Genomic DNA, 24,369 nt, shown 5'->3' on the forward strand with positions numbered 1-24,369 from the left:
AAAATTATACGATATCTGCTTCGTTAAATACTACCATTTCCCACATTGTATTTGTGAGAGGGTCTTTCAAGCACTCTAGAGGCATTTCAAGTGTAGCTGGATCAGAATCTACACTTAGGTTCATACTGAAATTCTCCTCGAACTTGGCTCTAGGTACGATTAACTGTGCAGCATAGTCTTTACCATCTGCAGCATCACGAACAAGAAGGTCAACAATAACTCGGAATGTCCCACCAAAAGCGTCTGAAGACACACGAAGAGTCTTCGCATCTACGGCTGTTTCTACTTTATAATAAACTCGGAATACAGTTCCGTTAGTTACTGCAGTGTTGAAAGTCAATTCCTTAGCAGTGATTGAATACTCTTTTGGATTAGTAGCTGGAGTACCAAGAGTGTACTCTTCACCATTAGTGCCATCCATTGTATTAACTTTATATACTGAAATAATAGCACCTTTAGGAGTTTTAGAAAGAGTTGCTTTTGCTGAAGTGATAGTAACATTTTCATGGTAATCAATTGTTTTAACGCCTTCAGAAAGAGCATTACCTGTAAGCATCGCAAGTGCATGTTTGTCGAATAGGGCATCAGAAAGATTTAATTTTGCTTCTTTATTGCTAGAGAAACCTACTAGTTTAGTGTTCAGTATGTTATCCATAAGGCTTTTTATCCCCATGTTCTTATAGTTTCCTATAAGCTCAGCATATATTTTCTACTCAATGAGTAGTCGGAGACTCGTGGGAGTATTTTTGCTATCATGTCGCTCAACTCCTATGCGTTACAAAGACTATTGATCATAGCCCTCTCGGTATTAGCATATTAATGTCAACGTAGCTTTCACCGATTTTCCCCGATTTTCACTTACATGTCGCCATGTAAGGTGGCAACTATTTACCAAATCCACCTCTAGCATAACTAACTTCTCCGCTTGTTTCAATTCCACTTGTTTTCAGTGTGTTTAGTGTTACAATTGCTTTTCCAGATTGTAAGTTAAAGAATGTGGCTTCTCCTGCATCCCTTATGGCAAAACGATTAGGTGTTGACATATTAATAACATCTCCTTAGTTAATTTAATTTTATATTGTTAGCCCAATTGATTTCGGGTAACTTAATCTTTGATCCATCAACATTTCCTGAATAAATTCCAGTCAATGTATAATGGTAGTTATCTATCATCCCAAGACGATTAAATCCGTCATAAAGTTGATAGATATTGAGTTTATGGACATCAAAAAAACTGTCGGATTTCCATCCCACAGCAGAGATCATACTTTGAAGAGTTATAGCATCTTTCTTTTTTGCCTTTTCTAGCAACTCTTTTTTCTTTCTTAGCTTTTCCATAAACTTTCTTGCTCTCTCATTTCCAGCCTGATATTCCTCTTCCTTCTTAGGTTCTTTTAAGTTATTTGAAATAGTTATCAGTTTCTTAATAAAATGGAATTTATCATTATCCAGAACACTATCTTCACTTAGTTCCCCAAAATAAATAAAACCTTCTTCATGAAGTATTGGGACGGAATCAAAATGGAATTCAATTGCTTGTAGCAGCAATTCTTTAAAACTTTGATCATGATGAACATATGTGTAAAGTATCTGAATATCAGTAAAGTCACTTAAGTCTTCTTTTGATTCTAGATTATCTTTACTGAACATCAGTGCAGAGAGATAATTGTTATACTTCTCTTCTCCAATTTTAGCTATTTCTACGATGTTTGCAGATTTGAAATTTCCTACCCCATCCACATATACAGGTAAATCTAATTGGAATTTAAGATGGATATCAGACTCTTTGAGCATTTCAATCACATCCTAATAGTTCTCACTTGAGAAATAATACACAAGTTTGAATCCGTAGAAATCCTTAATTGCGTTAATTGGATGACGATTCTTAAAAAGAAGCTTCCCAACACCTGTAATATGCTTATTGAATAAAAGTTCATTTACTCTATCATGGATTTTCTCCATGCGGAAATCTAGGATCTCACTATCTGCATGAACAAAGATATCAATCTCATACTCTTGATTTGAGAATAGATAATTATTGTTTGTCCCACGCCCTTGTCCAGCATAAACTAATAATCTAGACTTTTGAGTATCCACAAGATCAGACACTTTAGGTGCAGGAATAATTACATCATCAATTATCTCCCAAAGAGAATCAGCATCCTTATCAAGAATGTTTTCTTTATTTGCATCCAATGGATTATCCATTCTTGATGTAGGAATATAATATAGATACCTGAGCAGCACTTCATCATTTATGAGAACCTTATATATATCTTTAGAATACTTTTCTAATTTCTTATCCTGTTCTTGAATCATCCACTAATCACCCTTTCAGCAGATATAATCAATACACCCTTATCATCAATAACCTTTGAATAGTCAATATTCTTAATCTTGTATGTACCGTCACGCATCTCAAACTCAGCATCAAGTTTAAGACTTTCGCTCTCAACATACTTAATCATAATTTCTATTCGATTGTCAGGTAGGGTAATTTGTTGATCAGAACGGGTGAAGGAATAGCGTGATTCAATAATACATGGGGTAGGGATTGAGTTTTCTTGGTATTCGTATATGGGTCTGCCAAAATCATCATGACCGATTAAAACCTTCGTTTTATCTGAAATGATAGGGAAGGTGGCGTTGCAAATTCTCATCTCAGCTTTACGATAAACTTTATTATCTTCTGGAAAACTGATAACTAACCAATCTTTCCCGTCATGCTTGACTGAATTACCTCTTTCAATGTCAGCCGGATAACCAATAATGGACTTAGACTCACTTTCTGCACCATACTTATTATAAATCATAAGTTTGGTTTCAATAGTGTCATTGATAACTACATCGTATCCTTCAAAGCCATTTAGAGAATGTTCAAGCATCAGATTCCCATCGTGCAAGATCCTGTCATTTGGATTAGCATTATGATAATTACTATAATCCTTCATCTTCATCACCTAATTTCAGGTTGTCATGAAGTTTAGAAATATCGGCACTAACTGTTAAGATAATGTCACGAATTTCAGCAAGTTCTCCATTATCAAGTAATCTTTGGTCGAGATAATTCTCCAACTTATAAAGAATTGAATTATTTTTCTTACTTAACCTAGCACAATAACTATATAGAGTTTCCTCATGGACTTCTCCATTCTGCAGACGGATTATCACCTTTACTTCACTCATAGGAAATCAACCTCCATATTCCGAATAAGCATATCAATTTCATGCTTTTCACTTTCAACAGAGGCTTCAAGTGATTTAATTTGAGATGAAAAGTTTTTCAAGCCAACATCTTTTTGAAACGGCTGCCATAAATTTTCAAAATATGTTTTTTGATTAATTAAGAAAATAAGTCGAATGAAATGTGCCAAGATTAGAAGATGGTCATTATCCAATTCCTCACTCAGAGTTTCAGTTAAGTCATCACAAGCAACTTCGGTTCTGAGTTTGTTGTTAAAGTGCATGACACCGTTCTTAATTTTCTTGTATATACCTTCATCTGTCTGAGGTAAATCGAAATCAGTTGTTTTACAGTTTTCTAGGAATGTTTCCCATACTTGATCATAGGTGGTCATTTAACTCACTCCTAGTCGAAAAGGATGTTTGAATCTACACCCATCCAATCGGATAAGAAGTCAATTTTCCCTTTAGTAAGATCGTCTTTCATTTCAGAAGCAACTTCAATTACGAAGTTCTTTTCAGAGTCAACAGTGATTTTTGCAAGTGCGGATTTCATTTTCATGAAGTTTCCATTAATAAGTTTTTCGATTTCTTCTTTTGAGTGAGTGTTATTCTCATATGTCTCAATCTCAACAATTCCATCTTTAACTTCTTTTGTTTCCTCATTATCATCTACAATTACAAGCTCACCTTTATCAAAACAAATACTGTTCATTTGTAGCCATTCAACTACTTCTCTTGGTACTTCTTTAACATCGACTTTACCGTTGCGACTGCCAGCCCAAGTGTACTGTTTATTAGATCCATCAGCGTCATATTTTAAGAAATATGAAGTGTTTCTATAACGTGCTAATTTGATTTTATCTGCCATTTTTAATATTCCTCCTAGTTATCCTAAATAGGGGATACCGAAATATCCCCTTAAATTTAATTATTTATTATAAATTACAAAGTTACAGCAGCTTGCTCTTCGATGATTCCAATTGCCTCGCCAAATACTAGGTTGATAGAAGCATCTTGAGTGATTTTAACTTTGATTCTTTCGTCTTCGATGTCTTGCTCAACCATTTGACGAAGACCACCATACTCAACGATAGTGAATGGTTTTTGCTCAACTCCACCAGCAAACATGTAACCTTTGTTAACCGGAAGTTCAACTTTAGAGTTAGACTCATCAGTGAATGGGTTTACAAGGTTAACTGCAGTTGTACGAGCAATACGTTGTGGGTTAAGAGCAGTAAGCAACTCTTCTTTAATTCCATCAGTTAAAAGATTAGAGAATGCAGAATCAGAAGCTTGTTGCATAGCAAAGTAATCAATTAGTAAAGAATCACCAACGAATACTGGGCGACCACCATAACGTTGAAGTACAGAAGCAACTTTGTTGTACTCTTGAAGAGTGATGTTTGAACCAGTTTTAACGTTAGCAGCAGGGATTTTTCCACTTGCTACAGCTTGAGCAGTAAGTTTGTTTACTTCATCAAGGTACAAACGAACTTTAGCATTAGCAACATCGTTTACAAGCTTACGGAAGTAAACTTCAGAATCTTGAACTAGATCAAGTGGCTCATAGTAGAAACCAGTAGATAGGTGAGCAGGAGTAGCGAAGATTGACTTGCGTCCTTCTACACGTACTAAATCTACGCCTGAACCAGTAGCAGACCATACGATCTTAGCTTTGTTCTTTTGTGGGATTTTAAGTTCTTTGATATTTCCACGAGTTTCATTATCAACGTTTGCAAATAGACCAAGAAGATTAGTAACCATTGGTTTTGCAATCTCGTCAGCAGTTTCAACTACTAGTTGGTTAAATTGGTGAAGCATAGATGGATCTGGGTTTTGTCCTCCGTTACCAAATACTTTAGTGATGTAAGCTTTGATATCAGATGAATCAGTTTCCTCAGTTTTGCTATTGTATACACGGCTGAATAAGCCTTTTAATTTTGCGTTATCAAGTTTCATAATTTTTATAAACTCCTTTACATTAAGTTATTTTATTTTTTAATTATTAAGCTTCAATTACTTCTAGGCGAACCATAGGTTGACCTTGAGTGTATTCCATATCTTCTTCGTTATTTACTACTAGGAACTTAGCTTTAGCTCCAGCATAATCAAGGTGAGCACCAGCATGAATTACAAACTTTTTAGATGCTACATCAAAGTGAGCAACTTGACCTTTTTCAACTTCTGTAACTGCAGCATCAAGTGCAAATGCAGATGTGTCAAAACGAGTGTAACCTTCTTCAAGGATTACGATACGAGCACGTTCTCCAATAGCATTGTAGAAATCTGTAACTGCTTCTCCTAGGTAGCGAGTTTCAGGAGATGCAATAAGATATCCTTTTTTAGTAGCGTCTGAAAGTTGCTTTGCAGTACGTTCTCCATCTGCATTGAAGCCCAACTCGACCATCGTGAAATTGTCTACGTCAGCACCTTCGATTAATGCACCGTGTGCTAGAGTTTTAACCTTTAATGAATTTAGATTTCCAGTAGAATGATTTCCTACTTCTTGCATTGCTTTAAGTAAACGACTTGCCATGATTATATTCCTCCTAATATTAATTTAATTTTTATAAGCTAAATCTGCTTTCAAAGTCATTACTAGCAGGGATTAAGTTTTCACGCTTACTAGCAATTTCTCTGACTACAGGTGCTTCAGATTCTTTTTCTTGCTTAAGTACAACCATATCAACCAACATTGAATTTAATTGAAGAGTAGCTTTAGTACCTTCTTCAGTATCAGATACGGCTTTTCTAACTAATTCTTGAATTTCATCTTCACCAAATTTTTCATCAGCATTTAATGCTTTAAATTTAGCAGCGTAAAATTCTTTCTTCTCATTAAGAGCTTTTTCAAACTTCTCAGTTTCAACTTGCTCTTTGAAAGGAGTCAATTCTTCTACTTTTGAGTTAAGTTGAGTTAACTGTTCAGATGCCTCATTGAACTTTGTTGCAAGACCATCCTTTTCAGTTGTTAGTTCTGCCACTTTCTCATTCACAGAGTTTAATTGAATTTCCATTTCTTCAATTTTAGCAGTCTTCTCTTCAAGAGAATTTTGCATCTGTTGAACTTCAGTTACTTCAACCCAATCACGTTTGATCTTAACTTCTGATTTAGAATCCAAATCAACTTCAATATCTTCGTTTTCTGCTTTTGAATAATCAAACTTGAAGTATTTATCAAACTCATTTCCTTCTTCAAAACTGTAAATATTTGCTACAAAATATGTCTCATATACATCTGAAATCCAAGAATATTCATTTTCTCCTAGACTTGCATCTAGTTTAGAATATAAAAGGGAACGGATGTCTTGGTGAGACAATTCACATACCTTTTTAAATAATTCAGGCATTGTTTCATCCTCCTTTTGAACATTTGGTTGATCAATTGCCTGTGCAACTAATCTATTAAATTGATTTATTTCATTAAAACTTAATAATCTTGAAGATTCATAAGAAGGTAAAACTTCTTTTTGATTTCCTCGATCTTCTGAGGCAAGAATTGCATGTCCTTCAAAGTAGATAGGTGAGTTATGATATTCAACTCCGTCATTAAACGAAAAGTTGGAATAGAGGTATTCGCAACTAGTATTAATAGTTACACCATTGTCATACCATTCTTGTAATAAGTCACATGCGTCAGAAAACCTAGATTTCCACAATACTGCATCTGCAGCCATTACCTCTTTACTCTCACCGTCAATTGTTACAGTCATTTCATATCCTTCAGTAGTAAATACACCGATTGGAACTGTATCAGTTTTTACTGTTAAATTCCCGTATCTATCTTCCCCAAGATATTGCTCATGACTGCCAAAGTTGTCCGTGTCGGTATTGGCTTCTTCAACTTCATTATATTTTGCAACAATTGGTTTATTAATTAACGTCTTGCCACCCTCTAAAGCAACATCTTTTTCAACAATTACATTGTTACCAGACTTATCATAATCAAGTACAATAAATGTACATTTTAAAATCGTGGGATCATTTGATTGTTGAATTTCATTTAGGACAAGATTTAATGTATGCTTTTTTGTCAAATTCTCACCTCCTTTAAAGGCGACTGATCGTTAATTATGGCGTATTGTTGCTATCAGAAGTCTTAGACTTAATTGTGTTATCATTATCTGAGTTGTCGTTGACAGGTCTTCCAGCATCTTCATCGGACATTGTATGAGATGTTTTGTAAGGTTTAATCTTGTCTTGGAGTTTAAGTACATCAGTTTCGTGTAGAGTTTGCTCCAAATAGCTTTCCCAACTGACTCCTGCAATGTGATCAATTACATGTTTAATAGACCAACCTTTATCATTAAGCTTGGATAGAATATCAATTTTCTCTTTTAAAGTAAGTGGGGCTTCTTTGTCAAACTCAAGATAATAATTGTCTTTCATATTATTAGGTAATATTAGGTTAATTAACTTTTGTATTACTTCTTGTTCAACATCTTCAAGAAGAACCCCAATTCTCTTGTAAAGAGTGTCTAGATTTAATCTCGCTGAAGCAAAGTTTCCACCACTACCATTTAAGACTGACCCAGATAGCCCGTAAGCAGATTGGATATCTCCATTGATATGTTCAAATTTCTTACCATCTAAACCATCAGATTTAACATCAGGAAAATCTAATGCAGCAAAGTCGGGAATTGCCACAACCGATACGCCATTTTGCTCATTCTTTTCTAAAGCAGTTTTAACACCTGAATGGATTTTCTTTTTAATTCCTTTATTTAGCTTTAAGTTTGAATATTCTCCATTATTATCTTTGCTACCAATAGTCAGCACTGCAACTGCATTGATAATCTTATTTGCAATTGATCGCTCAACATCTTTTAATTTTTTCTTATGCAACACATCATATAGACCGGAAGTAACCCAAGACGTACCCATTCCTTGATTCCTTTTTAGTGTCCCAGTCCTAAGAATAAATGTCCTGTCTTGAGGTAAGTACTTATACTGATACTTTGTAGGGTCTTTAAGAAAATTCTTATAATCCTCTTCAGTGATGAAAGGTGAGAGATTTTTAAGCTGCATTTCTCTTAAATCATCAGACATATTCTTAAACCAGTTCATGTCCATTACACAAACCCATTCACCATTCTCGTATCGGTTTGATGGAAAAATGTGTTTCATATCGTCAAATACGAAAGGGTAGGGGCTTGACTTAGAGCCTAGCCATATGCCAATAGTATTACCTGCTGTAGTTGTCTGTTTTAAAAGGTCACGAGTCAAACGCTTATACTTAATTTTCCTCATTATTTTATTAATGTTGCCAATGTGCTTATCCGTATTTTTATCTTTTTCATGAGATTCAATTTTATAGTTAAGAGTAGGTAAAGCTTCAATTAATTCATAGAGTTGATGCACTTCTGCTGTTGTAATGTAATAGTACTGAGCCAAATTCTCAATCTCTTTTTGAAACATATCTGGACTGGAAAAATACTTTTTAAGGTCTTCTGCATTTACCTCATTAATAATGTCTTTTGAGAATAAATTTGATATAAAACTATCAACATATGTGGAGACATAATCTTGATAATCATTGACCATTCTTTGATATTCTTCCTGATCAATTTCGATTTCTTTAATATTATCTGCCACTGTATCACCTCCTGTGTATTAAGTTATTTTAAAAATAAACGAGGTCGTCATCGTCATCATATTGATCTTCAACTTGTAAATTTTCACCTTCAAGTATTTTTGCTAAATAGTTACAGTACGCAAGGCTACTGTATCTATCTTTACGCTTTCCTGATTTTTCTTTAATCTTAATGTACCCACCGACAATATCATGCTCTAAGTTTACTAACTCATTCACTAATAAAGTTGCTTGGACATATGGTTGAACTAGCATTGCTCTATCTTCTGGTGAGGCATTTTGAAATGATTTTTTTTCTGCTAAGAGTTCTTTTGCTTCTATCTCATTGATAAGTAATTCTATATTTGAGTTTTGTAGATTTACACGCAAAGCAGAAGCTATTTCATGGTTTATCTTGCTTCCAGCCTTAATAGAAAATACTACAGGAAGTGGATTTGGAGATTTTGCTCGTTTCTTCATCTCATCATCATTGAAAGAACACCATGCTTCGTACTCTACATCTCGCTCTTCGTCATACAGAACCTTGACCAGTGCATCATATATTGACATACCGTTACCATGACAATCTAGTGCAACATAACTAGCTTGGAAGTCTTCAAATAACTGCTTAATTCTAATTGCCTGATTGTCTGTATGAGATCCTTCCATTGTCTCTATGTACGAAACTTTCCTGAGATATTTGTCACCATTGGGAATAAGTCTTACACATGTAAATACGGTTGCATCATTCTCATTACCGCCCATTAAGGCAACGTCCACACCAATTACCCTTATTTCACCATCTCTTAATTTTTCCTTCTTCTTATTTTTCACAGAAGAGTAGTCAAGGTTATTGATAGGAATGAATGAGTTTTTAAGCTTCCTATTTTTAGTAATATCCTCTAATTTAAAAATGGCATTGGAATTTTGACCATACATCAAGTTTTCATACTCCATAAGAAATGATATCTCATCAAAATTTGAGCTTTCACGCTCTTTCTTTATCCTTTTCTCACTCAATAAACCATGATGTAAGGAGGTCAAGTAATCCATTGAGAATATCATTGTGTCCTTACCTTTTAGCATCATATCTCTCGCACTCTGCATTGACTTCCACATCCAGTGTGAGGTGTACCATGCACTTGAAATGTATAACTCTATGTTTTCTTCACGTAGATGACTGTACTTTTCTTTCTTTAAGAAAGGTGGTTGTCGATATACGTTTAGGAAAGGTTTAAGAACGGTATTTAAGATATTTTCATCAATCATCCTGAATTCTTCCAAAATCAAAATATTTCCCCTGTAACCCCTTGAGTTTTCACTTGAAGTTACAGCTTCAATTGTTGATCCATTATGAAAGATAACTGTGGCATCGTTTGAGGATGACTTTATTTGCTTAATTTCTCTAGCTAAATTAGGATTCTGCATTAATTCTTTTTCAATTTTCTCGGTTATAATTAACTTGGCTTGTTTTTTCACGCCTGATGCAACTATGACCTTTGAATTCGGGTATAACACACAGCGAGCACAAGCAAAGATTGCAATCATAAACGATTTTGAGAGACCCCTTGCTGCCACAAGCATGAAAAAGGCGTTAAGATTCATAAAAAATAACAATACCTTTTGGAAGAAGAATAACTCTATTCCAAAGTAATGCTCAATAAATCTATGGATATTCAATCTATAAAATGATGTCCATTTTCTTATCTGAAGTCTCATGTTTTCATCTTTACTTAAATTGTCTTTTACTTTGCTTACATTTTGAACTTTATCAAGTTGGTTCTGACCTTTTGAGTTTTTATTCCTATCTACTTGAAATTTATTATATGATCCCATAATCAATCATCCTTAACGTCAAAGTTCTTATCAATGTTAAAGATGTTTTTGAAAGGTCTAACAAACCACTTGTCTATGTACTTTTTAAATCCGTCAAAATCTTCGTAAGCAGGTTTATCTTTAAAATATTCACAAGGTTCATCTTGCTCGATTGTTTTAATCCAAAGTCCATAAGTGGATAGCCCACGATCATCATTAGCACCAGTTGACTGAATAGGTTTGATGTTACCATCATTGTGTAACTTAGACGATAACTCCATTAACTCTTTGAATACTTTAGTTTGTCCTTCTGCTAATTCTTTTTCGGCTTGAAGATGAACTTTAGCTATATTCTTGTACAAATTTATTTGTACTGGAGTATCAGTGGCATAACTGTGTCTATACTCATCGTAAAAATTGGAGAGGTATTCATACTCAGTTTTCTTGTAGCCACGACCCCACATCTTTATCATCTCTTTGTCAATGACTACATCATCAACTTCATTCTCAATATCTGAATCATCATCAACGTCCTGATGATTAACGTGACCTTTGAATTCACTATCAGCCCACGTCAATGTTCTGTTCTGGCGAAGCCCCAAGTTCTTCATAACCATTCCCACCATAGATTTACCATTGGCTTCAGCTTCTTCTTGTGAGCTTTTTAATATTTCAGTAGAGAACGGTCTATCTATCATTCTCAATGCATCTTTTAATTTATCTATATCTTCATTCACATATTCTAAAAAACAGCTTTTGCATACATGCATACGTCCAGTATTCTTATGAAAAGGGGAGTGTGATGAGTAATAGTCTCTAGTAGCATCTTTTCCTTTTCCACAACTGGAACAAATAATCTTTTGAGCCATTGACTCACCTTCTTTCCAATAAAAATAAGACACCTAAGTCTGCTCACCAGATTATCTAACCGGATGAGCAGAGTAGAAGTCTTACGTTAAAATATGTATTTCATTAATTTATTTAAATCAATTCATCATACATCTTATATTTGGTAGATTCCTCTAGACCAATGTACCAATCTGATACTCGTTCTTGATGGTCATCTAGGATTTCCTGAGTTACTGCAGTTTTAGAAATAATGTAATCATCATAAATCTTCTGCAACCTATCGTATTCCTTATCAAGACGCTTAACTTCTTGACGAGTTCCACTAGCTCCACCACGCAACTCATGATAGAGGAGGCTTGCATATTTACCTAAGATACGTTTGTGACCAGCCAAGTAAATAGGAAGCCCCATACTCATTGCATATCCTTCGACATATGTATAAACAGGTGTTTTACTGTTTTCAATTACAGATACTAATTGCCAACCGTCATAAGCTGATCCACCATACGATGTGACATGTAGGTGAATTGGTTTCCGATTTTCCACAGGAACTTCTTCATCTTCTTTATTAATCTTATGGATGAGAGGAACAATATTTGAAATAGTGTAAGATGAAATATCTTCATTAAGATAAATGACCCGATCTTTAAATAAATCTTTTTCAACTTGATCCAGTAAAGTTGTTTTTGCTTCTTCTAAAAACATATCCATTTTTAAAACCTCCACTTAATTTAGAATTGGGGAGGCATCGGATCATAAATAAAATATGATCATACCTGAAATATATGTATTGATTTATTTATTATTTTAGTTTAAAGTTATATTATATTGAATTGTTCTCCCTTTACCTTTTTCATAGATAGAGAGATTTGCACCAGCTTTAGCACCAGTCATTAATGAGTCACTGTACTCATCAGATCCCATTACCGAAGGCATTTGAATAACTTCAATATTATTAGATTCTGATTCACCAACTGTCAATGTGCTACCATGATGGAAGTGTGCAATATAAAGGTAATCAAAGAATTTACGCTTCATCATAGAGATATCTTTTAATGCATTTTTTTTACCTTTAAGTTGATGACCATGACATGCAGCAAAATTAAATCCTAACATTTCAAAGTCAATAATACCTTCTTCAAATAACTCAACTTCGACACGCTCATTATCTTTAAGCATGTCATGTATGTATACAGCAATTACACGTTCTACATCTTCTTTAGGCATCTCACCACGACTTGAACCATGTAAGCGAAGTTCTGTATGGTTTGCGGAAGGGATGTGCTTATATTTAACTTTTACATATTTAGAAAGTTCTTTTAGCCACTCAACTTTATAACGAGCATACTTGATGACCTGATCAATGAATCCGTGTTGTAGAGCAGTAATTTGACTAACACGCAGAGCCATTCCTTCAACGGAATCAGCACCGTTGATTACAGTCAACTCATTCAAGTCTTCTTTGTTCACAATGTTAACAGTATCAGTAAGCAATTTACTCATTCTTTCCAAGTAAATCTTCTCATTGTACTCATTGTTATTGCTCACAAACTGTTTACCAAAGTGTTCATCACCATATGCTAGAATTGAACCACGTTCAGATTTATTTAATTGAAGTAATTTGAATTCAGGTATAGGTGATTTACCAACTTCTTCAATCTTTTCAGAAACATGCTCAAAGATTAATTCTTTACGAGATTTTTCACGAGCAATCTTATTATATTCAACTCGAATAGCTTGAAGTTTTTTACGTTCCTCTAATAATTCAAGTTTCTTTAACTCTAATTCATCTAATACTTCATTAGATTCAAGGTTTTGCTTCTTAGAGAATTCCATTCCTTGAAAGAATGAGTACCACCATTTGCGATATACTGATTCACCGTTGCTTTCACCAGTCTCATCATTGATAAGGTCTTTAATATCTTCCCAAGTTAGGTTATATTTCTCCTTATTATCACAAATTCTAATCTTCCAATCCAAGACACTTTCATCATCTCGTCTTTTTAATAGAATGTTATCTATCATCTATTAACCCTCAGACCCTTCAATATCTTCAATAGTATCTTCCTGTTTAAGGGAAACAGAGATTTCAAGTCCGTCTTTAGCTAGTAGAGATAGAATTTCTAATAGATTAGTTTCTTCGCCATCTTTAGAACCCGTGATTACATTTGTATGTGGATTATAGAAACCTTTCTCAGTGAAACCTTTAATATTCTTAGTAAACTTCTTACCCATTGTAAAACTCCTCCTTGTATATCCTCATATTAATTTATTTTTGTGAGAGTAGTGTGTCGCCAAGCATAGTTTAAGCCATGCTAATCAATCTATAAAATATCCGCACATAATTGAGCAAGGTCTGAACGTTCACCTTTTACTAATGAAATATGACCAGCAATCTTCTGATCTTTCATTTTCTCAATTACATATGTAAGACCATTAGAGAATGCATCCAAGTATGGATGATCAATTTGTTGGGGATCACCTAAAAGAACAATTTTTCCTTTTTCTCCGACACGAGTTAAGATGGTCTTGACTTCATGCTGTGTTAAGTTTTGAGCCTCATCAATAATGATGAATTGTTCAGGAATACTTCGACCACGAATATAGGTCAATGCTTCAATTTGAATAATGTCTTCATATCCCATAAGGATATTATCTAACTCTGAACTCGTCTTAGCATTGAATAGAAACTCTAGATTGTCATAAATAGGTTGCATCCAAGGTCTTAGTTTTTCCTCTTTTTCTCCGGGTAAATATCCGATATCTTTACCCATAGGCACTACAGGTCTTGCTGCTAATACCTTTTTATATTTATTTAAATCAACTGCTTGCTTAAGAGCTGCTGCTAGAGCTAGTAAAGTTTTCCCAGTTCCTGCTTTCGCTGACATTGTCACCAATGGGATGTCTGGATTAAGAAGTAGCTCTAATGCAAACTTTTGCTCAACATTTTTTGCAAATAAACCAAACGTGCTTTCCTTTTCATCATAATTATATAGAGGATGTAAATAACCATCTCTAAACATTGTCATTGCACTTTTGTTTCCACTCTTTAGTAAGACAAAGTGGTTAGGATGAAATTTCTCAGGTGAAATTAATTTCTTCTCACTATAGAAAACATCAATGTCCTCAGAATCAACCTCTAAATGTGTCAATCCTTTATATCCTTCTTCGGATGTGCTAATTACCTTATCATTCAAGTAATCCTCTGCTTTAAGGAACATATCTGCTTTTACACGTACCAGAACATCTTTAGAAACAAGTACAACATCTTTATCTTTATTAAATTCTTGCACCGATAGTGCAGTTGCAATAATTTTAGAATCATTTGAATCATCATTGAAAGTTGTGTAGACTTCTGATGTAAGTGGAGCTTGAGTGGTTGAAATTATGCCGCCAGTCACCAATTCAATTCCTTTATGAAGCTTACCTTTTTCACGCAACTTATCAATCTGTCTACTTATATATCTAGCATTACGACCAACTTCATCCATTAATTTTTTCTTTGAGTCCAATTCTTGAAGTACGACTGTAGGAATTAAGATATCATTGTCTCCAAATGAGTAAATTGCATTTGGATCTGACAGTAGAATGTTTGTGTCTAATACATAGATTTTTTTCATCGACATGCCCCTTAATTTATTAGATTTGATAAAACGCAAGACAGGGGGAGAGTGAGGGGGTGTAGAACCTGTCTTTAAGTATTGATAATAAAAAAGAACAGAGCAGGGGAGAGTCTGCTCTGTTATTAAACATTAGTTTATTTTATATAAAAAATTAGAATTGATCCTTCAGTGCTTTTGCTGGCTTGAAGGCAGGAGATTTGCTTGCAGGAATTTCAATTTCGTCACCTGTTTGTGGGTTGCGACCTTTACGGGCTGCACGCTCTCGAACCTCATAGTTACCAAACCCCTGAAGGGCTACTTTATCATCTCTATGTAATAATTCAATAACTGTTTCTTCATAAGAATCAGCCACTAAGTTAATCTCATCTTTGTTTAGTTTTAAACCTTTAACTTCAAGCTTTGATTTTAATGCTTTCTTTAAGTCATTTCTGTTTGCCAATTTAAAGATCCTCCTTTTCATCCTTTGTATCATATGTAAATTTATAATGGTTTATTTAATTTAAAAAGACTGACATATCAAGCCTTTCCAATTGCACACCGCAGAAATCCTTATGTATCAAGGGTTCAAGGCTTACTCATCTGACAAAAAGTGCTCAAAATCCCCATTTTTAAAGGTTTTTAGTAGGCTTTCTTTATGTTCTTTGTGAATAATACTTAAAAGCCTCATGAGTAAATTATGATGATCTTTGATGAAATATTGTATTAAGGCGTTGATTGTATCTTCATTTAATTTAAGTCTACCAATTTGTTCAGTTACTTCTTTAAGTGACTCTTCAATAATAACATATTTCTCGCTCTTATCTAAGTTAGATGCATTCTCGCTCTTAATTTTTTTATCAAGTGCAATTAACTTGGCTTTAATCTTATCTATTTGCTTATAATTTACTTTATTAGGAGTATAATCATTAACGAAACTCTCAATAAAGATTTTATCTTGGGGGAGAGCAGGAGTGATACTTTCTAAATCTTCAATAAGATAATCCATTGGGCAGTCATAGTGCTTTATTCTATTCAAAATTGTCTTACTTTGACTAACATACTTCCAAAAGTTAGGCTTCTTTTTTCTTGATTTTAAATACTCCAACTTCTCCACATTTCTTATTTCCTGATCTATATCTATATCGTAGAATTTTTTCGCCATATCAATAGATATTCCACTTAGCACAGTCATCACATCTACTTTTTTAAGTAACTCGTTTGAGATATCAGATTTTCCATTATTATTTAATTCATCCCAATAGGCAGACATACAGAATTGCCCCAAGTTAACAACTTTTCCTATGTTTCTTTGACTAGTTGAGAGTTGATTGTCGATATCAAACATGCATTCTTTATTAAGTTTATATTTCTTCTTCTGGCTCTCAACCTTATTTGTACATACATCATATCGTCCATAGCATCTCTTTCCAAGCTCTAAAAGTTTCTCATCGTCAAAAAGGACTACTGTGTCAGAATCATAGTCGCAACCACTCAGCATATCCTGCAATTCAAAATCACATGCATTCACGCAGACTATATTGTCTGTTAAGTTGAAATATTTATCTATTTCAGGGATATATTTATTCTTTGCAATTAATACATTCGATGGGCTGGTGTTTGGATTTCTGAAACCAACCAACTCCTTGCCGTCTTGAAACAACTTGGTGTAGACCTCATTATCCTTAAGTTTTAATTTAAAATTATTGGGATTAAATTTACCTATTGAATGATAGAGAAATTCTAGGGGATTTCCTAGCATCACACAATAGTCTCCAACTAACTTAACCTTGCCTTTTTTGGAATGATTAATGTGATTTCGGATAAAACCTTTGCGAAATTCCTTGAATAGCTTAGTATGTATGAAATTCTTATTCAATGTGTAAAGATCAAAAAGCATTTCATTACTGTTTATCAAGGTCTTACTTTCTTTGACCTTTTCCATGAAAAAGACATTATCATTCTTTAGTCTTGAGATATACTCCTTCTCAACTTGCGTTAATTTGTTAATATCATCTCTCTGAATAGGTAAACAGTTAATCATTTGATATGAAGTTTGCTGCATGATGTTTCCATTTTCATCATATCCAAGCTTAGATTTTTTATCATGTTTGCAAACACCGAAAAGATTTCCATCATTGGTCACTACTTTTTTCCAATACTCCCACATTTGTTTATTGTCACCTAAAACACTGCTAAATTTTAGAGCTTTTAGGCTGCTCGGTGTGCAAATTAATTCGATTTTCGAAGCCAATAATGAATTCCCGAACATATCTGATATTTCCCAATCCTCAAAACAAACATCTTTAGGTTTGTTGTCAATGAGGAATTCTTGAATATTACAATTAAAAGCAGCAGATTTAAACATGTGATTTCTCAGGAGTTTCATTGAGACTCCATCTTCAAAGTATTTGCTATCTAAAAGCGATTCACCGTCAAATAGTGAATTACTTATTTCCACTTTTTCTTTAAAACTATCTAAAAAACCATCTCCACCAGTTCTAACAACATTACTAACTCTCATGAACTTACTATTCACATCATCGACCATGAGTATGTTATCAGGGTTAATCTTTATAACATTTTCAAGTGAAGATCCGACAAGTGACTCATACGCAAGTAGCCCTGCAAGATCTATCTCCATATTTTTTCTCAAGGGGAGGTTCATCCTTGACCACTTGATCATCTTATTATAGAGGCTCTTTTTTATAAATAGACATTGACCAGTTCTACTTTTCGATGAACTTCTTTTATATACAACATAGTCAACAGGAGTGGTCTTTTCCGTCTTCTTGTTGTAGTAGTTAATTGTAAAACCCTCTAAATAGAGATTTTCACGTAGCTTATCTGGGCTAATTTCACTCCATTTTGTATCGTCAATATTTATAAGGTTAACAAAAGATTTGAGTTTATTAGTATATTTCTCATTTTCACTACCTTCAATTTTTTTATTCACTAACTTTTTTAGCTCTAAACCGGACTTAACTTTTTGATTAAATTTAACATTGATGATATCATTACTAATTTCTTTGTCTCGACTTTTTATGTATTTTACTTTCAAGCCTTCTTTTCTTAGTTTCAACAACTCAAGACTATATGGAATCATTCCGCAATAATCATAATTAATTGATGTTTCTCTATGCATATGACTGTAAATATCACTGGCTTCTAGGCTGAGTATGTATACTTGCTTATTATCGGTCATTAAGAGCCTCCCTTAGAATAGATTCAATGTTTTCAAAATCTTGATACCAAATTTCTAGCAATGTTATATTATTTAACTCTGCGTAAAGACGCTTTCGTTTATCATGTTCAACCTGTATTGAGTGCTCTTCCTTGGTTTGATACGAGACAGTCCCATCATGGAATTGTCCTTGGTATTCAATCAACAAGTTTTTATTAGGAATGTAAAAATCATAAGAAAGAGGGAAGCCACCTACTCCATATAGAGATTTGAACGTTTTTTGATGTTCGAAAGAGATTAGTTGACTCTCTAGCCATCTCCTAATTCGCTTCTCTCCCTTTGATTCTGAGCACACAGAGCATCCAGACTTCGTTATTGTTCTACTATAAATAGGAGTACTCCACTCATTCCCACACTTACCACATTTCCACCAAGCTAATTTATGTGATGAGTATGTAACCTCATGTGGTGAAAGTACATTAAGAGTAGAGTGCCATTCATTCACTAACTCTGGATGGCGAAGAGATAACCTGTTATTGTCACTTGGAAGTCTACCGTGGCAGTAAGGACATCCACTCCCATTTGTTCTATCAGAAATCTTTGCTCCCCATTCATTCCCACAATCAACTTTTGAGCATTTCCATAATACTGCCTGATTGCTCTTAGGACTTACCATTTCAGGAGTGTAATTTTCGTATCCTTCTGAAAGACATTTGATCCACTCGATACTTAACTCTGGATAATTATCTTTAAGTGAATTAGACTTAGATTTTATTAATTCTCGATGCCTAATTGAACATTTTATACAAACATCTTTCCCATTGTTGTTTTTTCGTTGTTTTAAAAGTGCTGTATATGGCATTTTTTCTACTTTTCTTCCACAATAGTCACATATTTTTGTAACTTCGTAACTTGAGCCTTTTGGTAAGTGGTTTATATCAATTATCAAATCGCTACCCATAGTAACTCTGAGCTTTCCCCTTTTATCAATATGAGTAGGAAGTGCATAGCCAAGTTTCTGATAATGCTTATAATTATTCCTTATTTTAATAGTGTATGTCTGTTCTAAAATCGCTAATTTAATCACATCCTGTCTTAATCAATTTATTTACTTTAATATGTATGTATCAATCAATACTCTTCATCTTCCTCATACTCATCATAACTATCCCAACCATCATCTTGCTTATATGTAAACTTAGTGCCAGTTTCTTCACAGAAACCTTGATACCTCGGATCAATCTCTCCATCAAAGTAAGCATCTTCCCATGTCATTCGTGATGCACCTTTTCTTCTTCGTTGCATTGTAATCACCTCCTATCAATCTTCTTACTTAGGATTATATCAATTTATTTTATATAATACAATAGCTAATATTAAAATATTTAAAATAAATGCCTAACATAAGTTGAAATATCACAACTTTTATTATTATTTGGTATCAAGACAATCCTTATCTACATATAGTGTCATCAAGTAAGCACAAACTCGTGCGAGCAAGTGCAAACTCACACATGTATTCACAAACTTGCACATGTTCGCACATACTCGCACAGAAAGAGGTGTTAAGGTTGTTTCAAGAATTAGTGAGTAGATTGCAACCAGAGGAAATTGTGATTCTTAATTCAATGAATGAAAAGGAGGCAACTAATCAGTTTTCTTCAGTCGATAAAAGTGACATTTTAACCGATTTAAACCTTACGGAATCAGCATTTAGGAAGTCAATTAACCGTCTGGAAGCCACATGCTTTATTAATGTGTCAACCGGAAAACGAAAACTTTCTTATTATCTAAGTCAATATGGGCAGCAAGTTATCAAAGACATAAAGGGAGTGGAGTAAATGATTGGAGTTATTGGATTGGGGCAGGGTGGATCAAACATCACGAATATTTTCGCCAAACATAACTATCCCTCACTAGCCATCAACTATTCTCAAAGTGATTTGCAGAGTTGTGAGCATATTCAAAGTAAGCATCATTTATTGGGTAGCGAGGGAGTAGGGAAGGAAAGGGAATTAGCCACTAAACTTATGCAGAACAATTGGGAAACTACAGTCAATGTTGTAAAAGAGCAATTTAACCACTCATCAATAAAAATAATCTTCGTAGTATTTTCAACTGGTGGTGGAAGTGGATCAGGTATTGCACCAATGATTATTGAGCTTCTAAATAGTGAATTAGAGGATAAAACTGTAGTTGCAGTACCAATTCTCCCTCACCACTCAGAAAGCACTATTTCACATCTAAATACGCTTGAATGTATCAAAGAGTTAAGCGAAGTCGATGTCTGCTTACTTCCTATTGATAATAACCATTCAACATCTCAAAATAAGCTCTCACTATATAAAGAAGTAAACGAATCGTTTTTCACAACCATTAATGAAATAATTTCTCAAACTTCTTTAAATAGTCCATATTCCAATCTTGATCAGACTGATTTACTCAAACTATTCTCAACTGTTGGATGGTCTACAATCACTTCAATGAATCTCACCAACTTGAATTCTCAGGTCAATCTAACTAACCTACCTAAATCAATATCCAACTCTCACTCAATATTCATGAAACCAACTACAAACAAAATTATCCGTCTAGGCTCAGTGTTCTACGGTCAGGAATCATTAATGAAAATGATCGACCTGCAGCAAGTAATTAATCAATTCAACAATCAACCAATGGATATTTTCGAAGGATGGTATCCGAATGATACACAAGGTATCTTACGTCTAATATTTACAGGATTATCATTCAATATGAGCAGATTAAAAGAGATTGAGGGTAAAACCATTGCTGATTCTGAATCGCTTAAAAACGTACTAAATGAAAGCCACAGAGTAAGTGTGAAATCACAAGTTAATTTGAACAAACCAAATAAGCAACGGAAAGCCTTGTCTAGTATTCTTGCAAAATATAAAAAGTGATATATTAATATATTAAATTTTCATTACTGGTATGAAGATTTTCATTACTCGAAGTTTGGTCTTCTCATTACTCAGTAATTACTGAGCGTATTTTCATAGTCTGAGTAATTACTGAGCTTATGAGTAATGAAAAATATGAACCTTTTTTCTGAGTAATGAAAAGTATTATGTATAATTGTAAAATAATATTAGATTAAGTTTAACTTATTTAACTCTTTAGTTATTAACTTATTTATATCATTGGATCTCCAATATGGAATTCTTAATAAATTTAATTGATTTGTTTTGCAGTATTCATTTTTTATTTCATCATGTTTTACAAGTATTTCGTGGCTGTCATTTTCAAACACCTTGAAATAGTGAAACTCACCGTCATATTCAATGAGTAATATTGGTTTATTTATTTTATTCAAGATGGCAAAGTCGAACCTTAGATTTCCTCCCCTCAATCCTACTAGTCCGTCAAATTCAAACTCACGTTGGTAATTAATGCTGTGTTTGCCAAGTAGCTTTGCTATTTTAGTTTCTCCTTTAGACGATTTGCAAGACGGACATCCAGAATTTAGGAGTGTCCTAGCTTTTACTTGAGTTTCCCATTCATGACTACAATCTTTACACTTCCACCAGTACTTCTTTTCAGTAGAAGTTGATACGAATTCCAAATCAATAGAATTTTTTAAAGTATCCCACTCTTTCAACAAATGAGGGTGAGTGTCCTTCATAAGAGACTTACTGTTTCCACTAATTTTTTGGCGATTGTTACAGTTTGGGCAGCCGGAATTAAAAATTGAGCGAGAATTAATTTTACATCTCCATTCATGCTCACACTTAAAACATTTCCACCATGCTCTCTCTGTAGATGTATTAAGAAGTACTTTTAAATCAAATTCTAAATTTTTCTTAAAATCCCATTCATTTAGTATATGTACAGATTTGTATATGAATAGATCATGAGGATCGGTTTCACACAACGGACATCCTTTTCCCGACACTCTTTTATTAATACTCTCACTCCAATTATTATTACACTTACTACAAATCCACCAAACATTATCTGATGAGCTTTGCTTGAAATCCTCTGGGAATAAATGTAGTTCAGTGTTCCTTTTGAAATCCCACTCCAGTAACAAATCCTTATTATGATGAACTATTTTCTTCCCTCTAAATTGTTTTTTGTTTTTACAACGTGGACACTTGCTATGATCCCTCACCCTACTTACAACTGATTTCTTCCATTTATTCTTGCATTCTAAACATTCCCAACTGACTACCCTTTCGTCATACTTAAATAGTTCAGTAATTTGTAGTTCATTAGCTTCTTTGTCGTATTCATTAAGTAGAACTTCATTTTTAATATCAATGAACATCGCTTTCTTTCTACAGACTGGGCAACCTGAATCTAATACAGCCCTGCTTTTTATTTTACTTTGCCATTCATGGGAACATCTTTTGCATATCCACCACGCATAATCGGTTGTGTTTCTATGACACTCATTAAATATTAATTCATTTTTACTATTGTGCCATTCCTCCAACAAATGTGGATGGGTTTCATTTAAAGACGGTTTCTTCACTATGTATTTTCACTCCTCTCAATCATCACATAGACAAAATAATTCATCAATCTTACATCCTAGCAGCTTAGAAATCTTAAATGCTAATTCTAAAGGCGGTGTTGATTTGTTATTTGACCATAGGCTTATTGTTTGGTTAGTAACTCCTAATTCAATTGCTAATTCTCGTTGTTTCATATCTAATTCTGCTAATCTTACTTTTAATCTGCATTTTATCATTATCATCACCTCCTACACATAATATAATATCCATTTATTTATAATAATTCAATACCGAAATTAAATAAATGGAAAATTTTTTTAATTTAGTAACATAATATTTTATAGATTAATATATTTAACAAAAAAGGAGTGATTTAATGAAGTACACCATTACAAGTAGGTTTGGAGATAGGGAGAGTTTTAGGGATCAAATCCAAGGTCACACAGGAATAGATTTTTACATGAAAGAGAATACACCTTTGAAAGCTGTTGAAAATGGAATTTGTCATTTGAAAAATTTCGGAAATGAAAATGCTGGTCGCACAATTATAATTGAAACTGAGGATGGTCGAAGATTGATTTATGGTCACTTGTCAAAATTTAATGTATCTGAAGGTCAGCACATATCGGAAGGAGATTTAATTGGATATTCCGGTCACTCAGGTTTCACAGTAGGTCAAACAGGAGATCATCTACATTTTGGCATGAAAAAGGGAGGGGAATTTTTAGATCCCTCCCAATATATAGATAAAATTCAACATATGAACGATACAGTAACTCACCAAGTAGCCGATAAAATAAACTTCTTTGATTCCATGCAGCAACATATGAATGTATTAACTGATATGGCGAAACATTCCACAATCAATCTTATCCATTTCTTCTCATCAACGGATTACACGCCATTCATAAAGTTTTTCCAAAATGTTCTCCAGTTTATCTTTTTCAATATTTAATTCCTTAAAATCAACACTGTTTAATTTATCAAATTCAACTTGCCATGCTTTTCTTTCGTCTGTAAACCATGCCATATGTTGTCACTCCTTAGTCTCTGTCAGATTTGTCAAATATCTCTTCAATTGATTCAATTATTTCTGAGTCGTCTTTTTTGAAAAGTGTCATGTCTATTCCTCCGTATATTAGATTATTTTTAGTATTAACCAAAGGAGATGAGATTATACGTGAAGAATTATAAAAAAGTTGAACTGTATTTATCAGAGCAAACAATTAACCGATTAGAAAAAGTCACCGCAATTGAAAACCAAAAGAATTCTCTTTGGAAACAGGATAGGGATTCTTACAGGCAACTATCAGATTTCATTAAAGGATTGGTGATTAACTATTTTGATCAGATTGAAAATGAATCTCAAATATCAGGCTATGACGATCTTGGTAAGCCATTTAGATTGATGAACCGTTTTAAGGAAATATCAAGCAAGAAAGGTATTAGTCAAAAACAAATGTCAGACTTAACTGGTATTGATCCAAGTAACATCAGTTATATATGGAGAAATAGGAATCAACCTTCCTTGGATTACTTTCTCCGTATATGGATAGCTTTGGGTTATCCTTCGTTGAATAAGTGCTTATATAGAGAAGACGAAGATGAAAAATAACAATTTTATTCTAATATGTCATAGGACAATTCACCATTTTAATACAATGTCAATATGATATACAAAGAAAT

Annotated in this window: 28 protein-coding genes; 4 read left to right on the forward strand and 24 right to left on the reverse strand. The window is 33.7% G+C overall.

Going from position 1 to position 24,369, the window contains the following annotated elements; translation table 11 throughout:
* Window positions 1-4: 4 nt before the first annotated feature.
* From ACXAFV_RS13175 to ACXAFV_RS13280, 22 genes are all read right to left on the reverse strand, one after another.
* Window positions 5-655: a hypothetical protein gene (locus ACXAFV_RS13175; protein ID WP_475127089.1), complete on the reverse strand. Its 651-nt coding sequence runs from the start codon at window positions 653-655 to the stop codon at window positions 5-7.
* 229 nt (window positions 656-884) lie between these two features.
* Window positions 885-1,043 carry a hypothetical protein gene (locus tag ACXAFV_RS13180; protein WP_475127091.1) on the reverse strand — a complete coding sequence of 53 codons (159 nt, stop codon included), beginning with the start codon at window positions 1,041-1,043 and terminating at the stop codon, window positions 885-887.
* Between the two features lie 19 nt (window positions 1,044-1,062).
* Complete coding sequence (locus tag ACXAFV_RS13185; RefSeq protein WP_475127092.1) at window positions 1,063-1,794, reverse strand: hypothetical protein; 732 nt, start codon at window positions 1,792-1,794, stop codon at window positions 1,063-1,065.
* A 12-nt stretch (window positions 1,795-1,806) separates the two neighbouring features.
* Window positions 1,807-2,319, reverse strand: a complete 513-nt coding sequence (locus ACXAFV_RS13190) for a hypothetical protein (protein ID WP_475127094.1) — start codon at window positions 2,317-2,319, stop codon at window positions 1,807-1,809.
* Window positions 2,316-2,951 (reverse strand): hypothetical protein, encoded by a 636-nt coding sequence (locus tag ACXAFV_RS13195; RefSeq protein WP_475127095.1) that lies wholly within the window; start codon window positions 2,949-2,951, stop codon window positions 2,316-2,318. The genes ACXAFV_RS13190 and ACXAFV_RS13195 overlap by 4 nt, the downstream gene beginning before the upstream one ends.
* Window positions 2,938-3,186, reverse strand: coding sequence for a hypothetical protein (locus ACXAFV_RS13200; protein ID WP_475127096.1), 249 nt, complete (start codon window positions 3,184-3,186; stop codon window positions 2,938-2,940). Before ACXAFV_RS13200 ends, ACXAFV_RS13195 begins: the two co-directional genes overlap by 14 nt.
* On the reverse strand, window positions 3,183-3,578 hold the full coding sequence (locus ACXAFV_RS13205) for a hypothetical protein (RefSeq protein WP_475127098.1): 396 nt from the start codon (window positions 3,576-3,578) through the stop codon (window positions 3,183-3,185). The genes ACXAFV_RS13200 and ACXAFV_RS13205 overlap by 4 nt, the downstream gene beginning before the upstream one ends.
* An 11-nt stretch (window positions 3,579-3,589) precedes the next feature.
* A complete protein-coding gene (locus ACXAFV_RS13210) occupies window positions 3,590-4,054 on the reverse strand; it encodes a hypothetical protein (RefSeq protein WP_475127099.1) in 465 nt (154 codons plus the stop codon).
* 74 nt (window positions 4,055-4,128) lie between these two features.
* Window positions 4,129-5,145, reverse strand: a complete 1,017-nt coding sequence (locus ACXAFV_RS13215; protein WP_475127100.1) for a hypothetical protein — start codon at window positions 5,143-5,145, stop codon at window positions 4,129-4,131.
* Window positions 5,146-5,191: 46 nt separating this feature from the next.
* Window positions 5,192-5,722 carry a hypothetical protein gene (locus ACXAFV_RS13220; RefSeq protein WP_475127102.1) on the reverse strand — a complete coding sequence of 177 codons (531 nt, stop codon included), beginning with the start codon at window positions 5,720-5,722 and terminating at the stop codon, window positions 5,192-5,194.
* A gap of 31 nt (window positions 5,723-5,753) precedes the next feature.
* Complete coding sequence (locus ACXAFV_RS13225; RefSeq protein ID WP_475127103.1) at window positions 5,754-7,223, reverse strand: hypothetical protein; 1,470 nt, start codon at window positions 7,221-7,223, stop codon at window positions 5,754-5,756.
* Between the two features lie 34 nt (window positions 7,224-7,257).
* On the reverse strand, window positions 7,258-8,730 hold the full coding sequence (locus ACXAFV_RS13230; protein WP_475127918.1) for a hypothetical protein: 1,473 nt from the start codon (window positions 8,728-8,730) through the stop codon (window positions 7,258-7,260).
* A 79-nt stretch (window positions 8,731-8,809) separates the two neighbouring features.
* Window positions 8,810-10,594 (reverse strand): terminase large subunit domain-containing protein, encoded by a 1,785-nt coding sequence (locus ACXAFV_RS13235; protein WP_475127105.1) that lies wholly within the window; start codon window positions 10,592-10,594, stop codon window positions 8,810-8,812.
* Between the two features lie 2 nt (window positions 10,595-10,596).
* Window positions 10,597-11,442 (reverse strand): hypothetical protein, encoded by an 846-nt coding sequence (locus ACXAFV_RS13240; RefSeq protein WP_475127107.1) that lies wholly within the window; start codon window positions 11,440-11,442, stop codon window positions 10,597-10,599.
* Between the two features lie 112 nt (window positions 11,443-11,554).
* Window positions 11,555-12,133 carry an ATP-dependent Clp protease proteolytic subunit gene (locus tag ACXAFV_RS13245; RefSeq protein ID WP_475127108.1) on the reverse strand — a complete coding sequence of 193 codons (579 nt, stop codon included), beginning with the start codon at window positions 12,131-12,133 and terminating at the stop codon, window positions 11,555-11,557.
* 96 nt (window positions 12,134-12,229) lie between these two features.
* Window positions 12,230-13,447 (reverse strand): hypothetical protein, encoded by a 1,218-nt coding sequence (locus tag ACXAFV_RS13250; protein ID WP_475127110.1) that lies wholly within the window; start codon window positions 13,445-13,447, stop codon window positions 12,230-12,232.
* 3 nt (window positions 13,448-13,450) lie between these two features.
* The gene (locus ACXAFV_RS13255) at window positions 13,451-13,657 is read right to left on the reverse strand and encodes a hypothetical protein (RefSeq protein WP_475127111.1); all 207 of its coding nucleotides are present in this window, start codon (window positions 13,655-13,657) and stop codon (window positions 13,451-13,453) included.
* 89 nt (window positions 13,658-13,746) lie between these two features.
* Window positions 13,747-15,042 (reverse strand): PhoH family protein, encoded by a 1,296-nt coding sequence (locus tag ACXAFV_RS13260; protein ID WP_475127112.1) that lies wholly within the window; start codon window positions 15,040-15,042, stop codon window positions 13,747-13,749.
* A 154-nt stretch (window positions 15,043-15,196) separates the two neighbouring features.
* Window positions 15,197-15,484 carry an HU family DNA-binding protein gene (locus ACXAFV_RS13265; RefSeq protein WP_475127114.1) on the reverse strand — a complete coding sequence of 96 codons (288 nt, stop codon included), beginning with the start codon at window positions 15,482-15,484 and terminating at the stop codon, window positions 15,197-15,199.
* Between the two features lie 132 nt (window positions 15,485-15,616).
* On the reverse strand, window positions 15,617-18,226 hold the full coding sequence (locus ACXAFV_RS13270) for an RNA dependent RNA polymerase (protein ID WP_475127115.1): 2,610 nt from the start codon (window positions 18,224-18,226) through the stop codon (window positions 15,617-15,619).
* Window positions 18,216-19,292: a zinc-ribbon domain-containing protein gene (locus tag ACXAFV_RS13275; protein WP_475127117.1), complete on the reverse strand. Its 1,077-nt coding sequence runs from the start codon at window positions 19,290-19,292 to the stop codon at window positions 18,216-18,218. Before ACXAFV_RS13275 ends, ACXAFV_RS13270 begins: the two co-directional genes overlap by 11 nt.
* Before the next feature lie 44 nt (window positions 19,293-19,336).
* Window positions 19,337-19,510 (reverse strand): hypothetical protein, encoded by a 174-nt coding sequence (locus ACXAFV_RS13280; RefSeq protein WP_475127118.1) that lies wholly within the window; start codon window positions 19,508-19,510, stop codon window positions 19,337-19,339.
* A 266-nt stretch (window positions 19,511-19,776) separates the two neighbouring features.
* Here ACXAFV_RS13280 and ACXAFV_RS13285 point away from each other — a divergent pair, with 266 nt between their 5' ends.
* Window positions 19,777-20,046 carry a hypothetical protein gene (locus ACXAFV_RS13285; protein ID WP_475127120.1) on the forward strand — a complete coding sequence of 90 codons (270 nt, stop codon included), beginning with the start codon at window positions 19,777-19,779 and terminating at the stop codon, window positions 20,044-20,046.
* On the forward strand, window positions 20,047-21,126 hold the full coding sequence (locus ACXAFV_RS13290; protein WP_475127121.1) for an FtsZ/tubulin family protein: 1,080 nt from the start codon (window positions 20,047-20,049) through the stop codon (window positions 21,124-21,126).
* 188 nt (window positions 21,127-21,314) lie between these two features.
* Here the strand turns inward: ACXAFV_RS13290 and ACXAFV_RS13295 are convergent, their stop codons facing one another.
* Window positions 21,315-22,700 carry a zinc-ribbon domain-containing protein gene (locus tag ACXAFV_RS13295; RefSeq protein ID WP_475127123.1) on the reverse strand — a complete coding sequence of 462 codons (1,386 nt, stop codon included), beginning with the start codon at window positions 22,698-22,700 and terminating at the stop codon, window positions 21,315-21,317.
* An 18-nt stretch (window positions 22,701-22,718) separates the two neighbouring features.
* The gene (locus tag ACXAFV_RS13300) at window positions 22,719-22,919 is read right to left on the reverse strand and encodes a helix-turn-helix transcriptional regulator (protein WP_475127124.1); all 201 of its coding nucleotides are present in this window, start codon (window positions 22,917-22,919) and stop codon (window positions 22,719-22,721) included.
* 140 nt (window positions 22,920-23,059) lie between these two features.
* On the opposite strand from ACXAFV_RS13300, the gene ACXAFV_RS13305 reads away from it, so the two are divergent.
* Both ACXAFV_RS13305 and ACXAFV_RS13310 read left to right on the forward strand, forming a co-directional pair.
* Entirely contained in the window at window positions 23,060-23,638 is a 579-nt protein-coding gene (locus tag ACXAFV_RS13305; RefSeq protein WP_475127125.1) for a M23 family metallopeptidase, read from the forward strand.
* Between the two features lie 225 nt (window positions 23,639-23,863).
* Window positions 23,864-24,298, forward strand: coding sequence for a helix-turn-helix domain-containing protein (locus ACXAFV_RS13310; protein ID WP_475127126.1), 435 nt, complete (start codon window positions 23,864-23,866; stop codon window positions 24,296-24,298).
* The last annotated feature ends 71 nt before the right edge of the window (window positions 24,299-24,369 follow it).

Source organism: Rossellomorea sp. ABR4_012, assembly GCF_056159545.1.

Bases quoted from the DNA above. Each gene is read 5' to 3' on its own strand.
- ACXAFV_RS13190 (WP_475127094.1), bottom strand. From the start codon at position 2,319: ATGATTCAAGAACAGGATAAGAAATTAGAAAAGTATTCTAAAGATATA.
- ACXAFV_RS13230 (WP_475127918.1), bottom strand. From the start codon at position 8,730: ATGGTCAATGATTATCAAGATTATGTCTCCACATATGTTGATAGTTTT.
- ACXAFV_RS13195 (WP_475127095.1), bottom strand. From the start codon at position 2,951: ATGAAGGATTATAGTAATTATCATAATGCTAATCCAAATGACAGGATC.
- ACXAFV_RS13250 (WP_475127110.1), bottom strand. From the start codon at position 13,447: ATGATAGATAACATTCTATTAAAAAGACGAGATGATGAAAGTGTCTTG.
- ACXAFV_RS13205 (WP_475127098.1), bottom strand. From the start codon at position 3,578: ATGACCACCTATGATCAAGTATGGGAAACATTCCTAGAAAACTGTAAA.
- ACXAFV_RS13215 (WP_475127100.1), bottom strand. From the start codon at position 5,145: ATGAAACTTGATAACGCAAAATTAAAAGGCTTATTCAGCCGTGTATAC.
- ACXAFV_RS13290 (WP_475127121.1), top strand. From the start codon at position 20,047: ATGATTGGAGTTATTGGATTGGGGCAGGGTGGATCAAACATCACGAAT.
- ACXAFV_RS13235 (WP_475127105.1), bottom strand. From the start codon at position 10,594: ATGGGATCATATAATAAATTTCAAGTAGATAGGAATAAAAACTCAAAA.
- ACXAFV_RS13300 (WP_475127124.1), bottom strand. From the start codon at position 22,919: ATGATAAAATGCAGATTAAAAGTAAGATTAGCAGAATTAGATATGAAA.
- ACXAFV_RS13280 (WP_475127118.1), bottom strand. From the start codon at position 19,510: ATGCAACGAAGAAGAAAAGGTGCATCACGAATGACATGGGAAGATGCT.
- ACXAFV_RS13260 (WP_475127112.1), bottom strand. From the start codon at position 15,042: ATGAAAAAAATCTATGTATTAGACACAAACATTCTACTGTCAGATCCA.
- ACXAFV_RS13220 (WP_475127102.1), bottom strand. From the start codon at position 5,722: ATGGCAAGTCGTTTACTTAAAGCAATGCAAGAAGTAGGAAATCATTCT.
- ACXAFV_RS13180 (WP_475127091.1), bottom strand. From the start codon at position 1,043: ATGTCAACACCTAATCGTTTTGCCATAAGGGATGCAGGAGAAGCCACA.
- ACXAFV_RS13240 (WP_475127107.1), bottom strand. From the start codon at position 11,442: ATGGCTCAAAAGATTATTTGTTCCAGTTGTGGAAAAGGAAAAGATGCT.
- ACXAFV_RS13200 (WP_475127096.1), bottom strand. From the start codon at position 3,186: ATGAGTGAAGTAAAGGTGATAATCCGTCTGCAGAATGGAGAAGTCCAT.
- ACXAFV_RS13245 (WP_475127108.1), bottom strand. From the start codon at position 12,133: ATGGATATGTTTTTAGAAGAAGCAAAAACAACTTTACTGGATCAAGTT.
- ACXAFV_RS13175 (WP_475127089.1), bottom strand. From the start codon at position 655: ATGGATAACATACTGAACACTAAACTAGTAGGTTTCTCTAGCAATAAA.
- ACXAFV_RS13210 (WP_475127099.1), bottom strand. From the start codon at position 4,054: ATGGCAGATAAAATCAAATTAGCACGTTATAGAAACACTTCATATTTC.
- ACXAFV_RS13185 (WP_475127092.1), bottom strand. From the start codon at position 1,794: ATGCTCAAAGAGTCTGATATCCATCTTAAATTCCAATTAGATTTACCT.
- ACXAFV_RS13255 (WP_475127111.1), bottom strand. From the start codon at position 13,657: ATGGGTAAGAAGTTTACTAAGAATATTAAAGGTTTCACTGAGAAAGGT.
- ACXAFV_RS13305 (WP_475127125.1), top strand. From the start codon at position 23,060: ATGAAGTACACCATTACAAGTAGGTTTGGAGATAGGGAGAGTTTTAGG.
- ACXAFV_RS13270 (WP_475127115.1), bottom strand. From the start codon at position 18,226: ATGACCGATAATAAGCAAGTATACATACTCAGCCTAGAAGCCAGTGAT.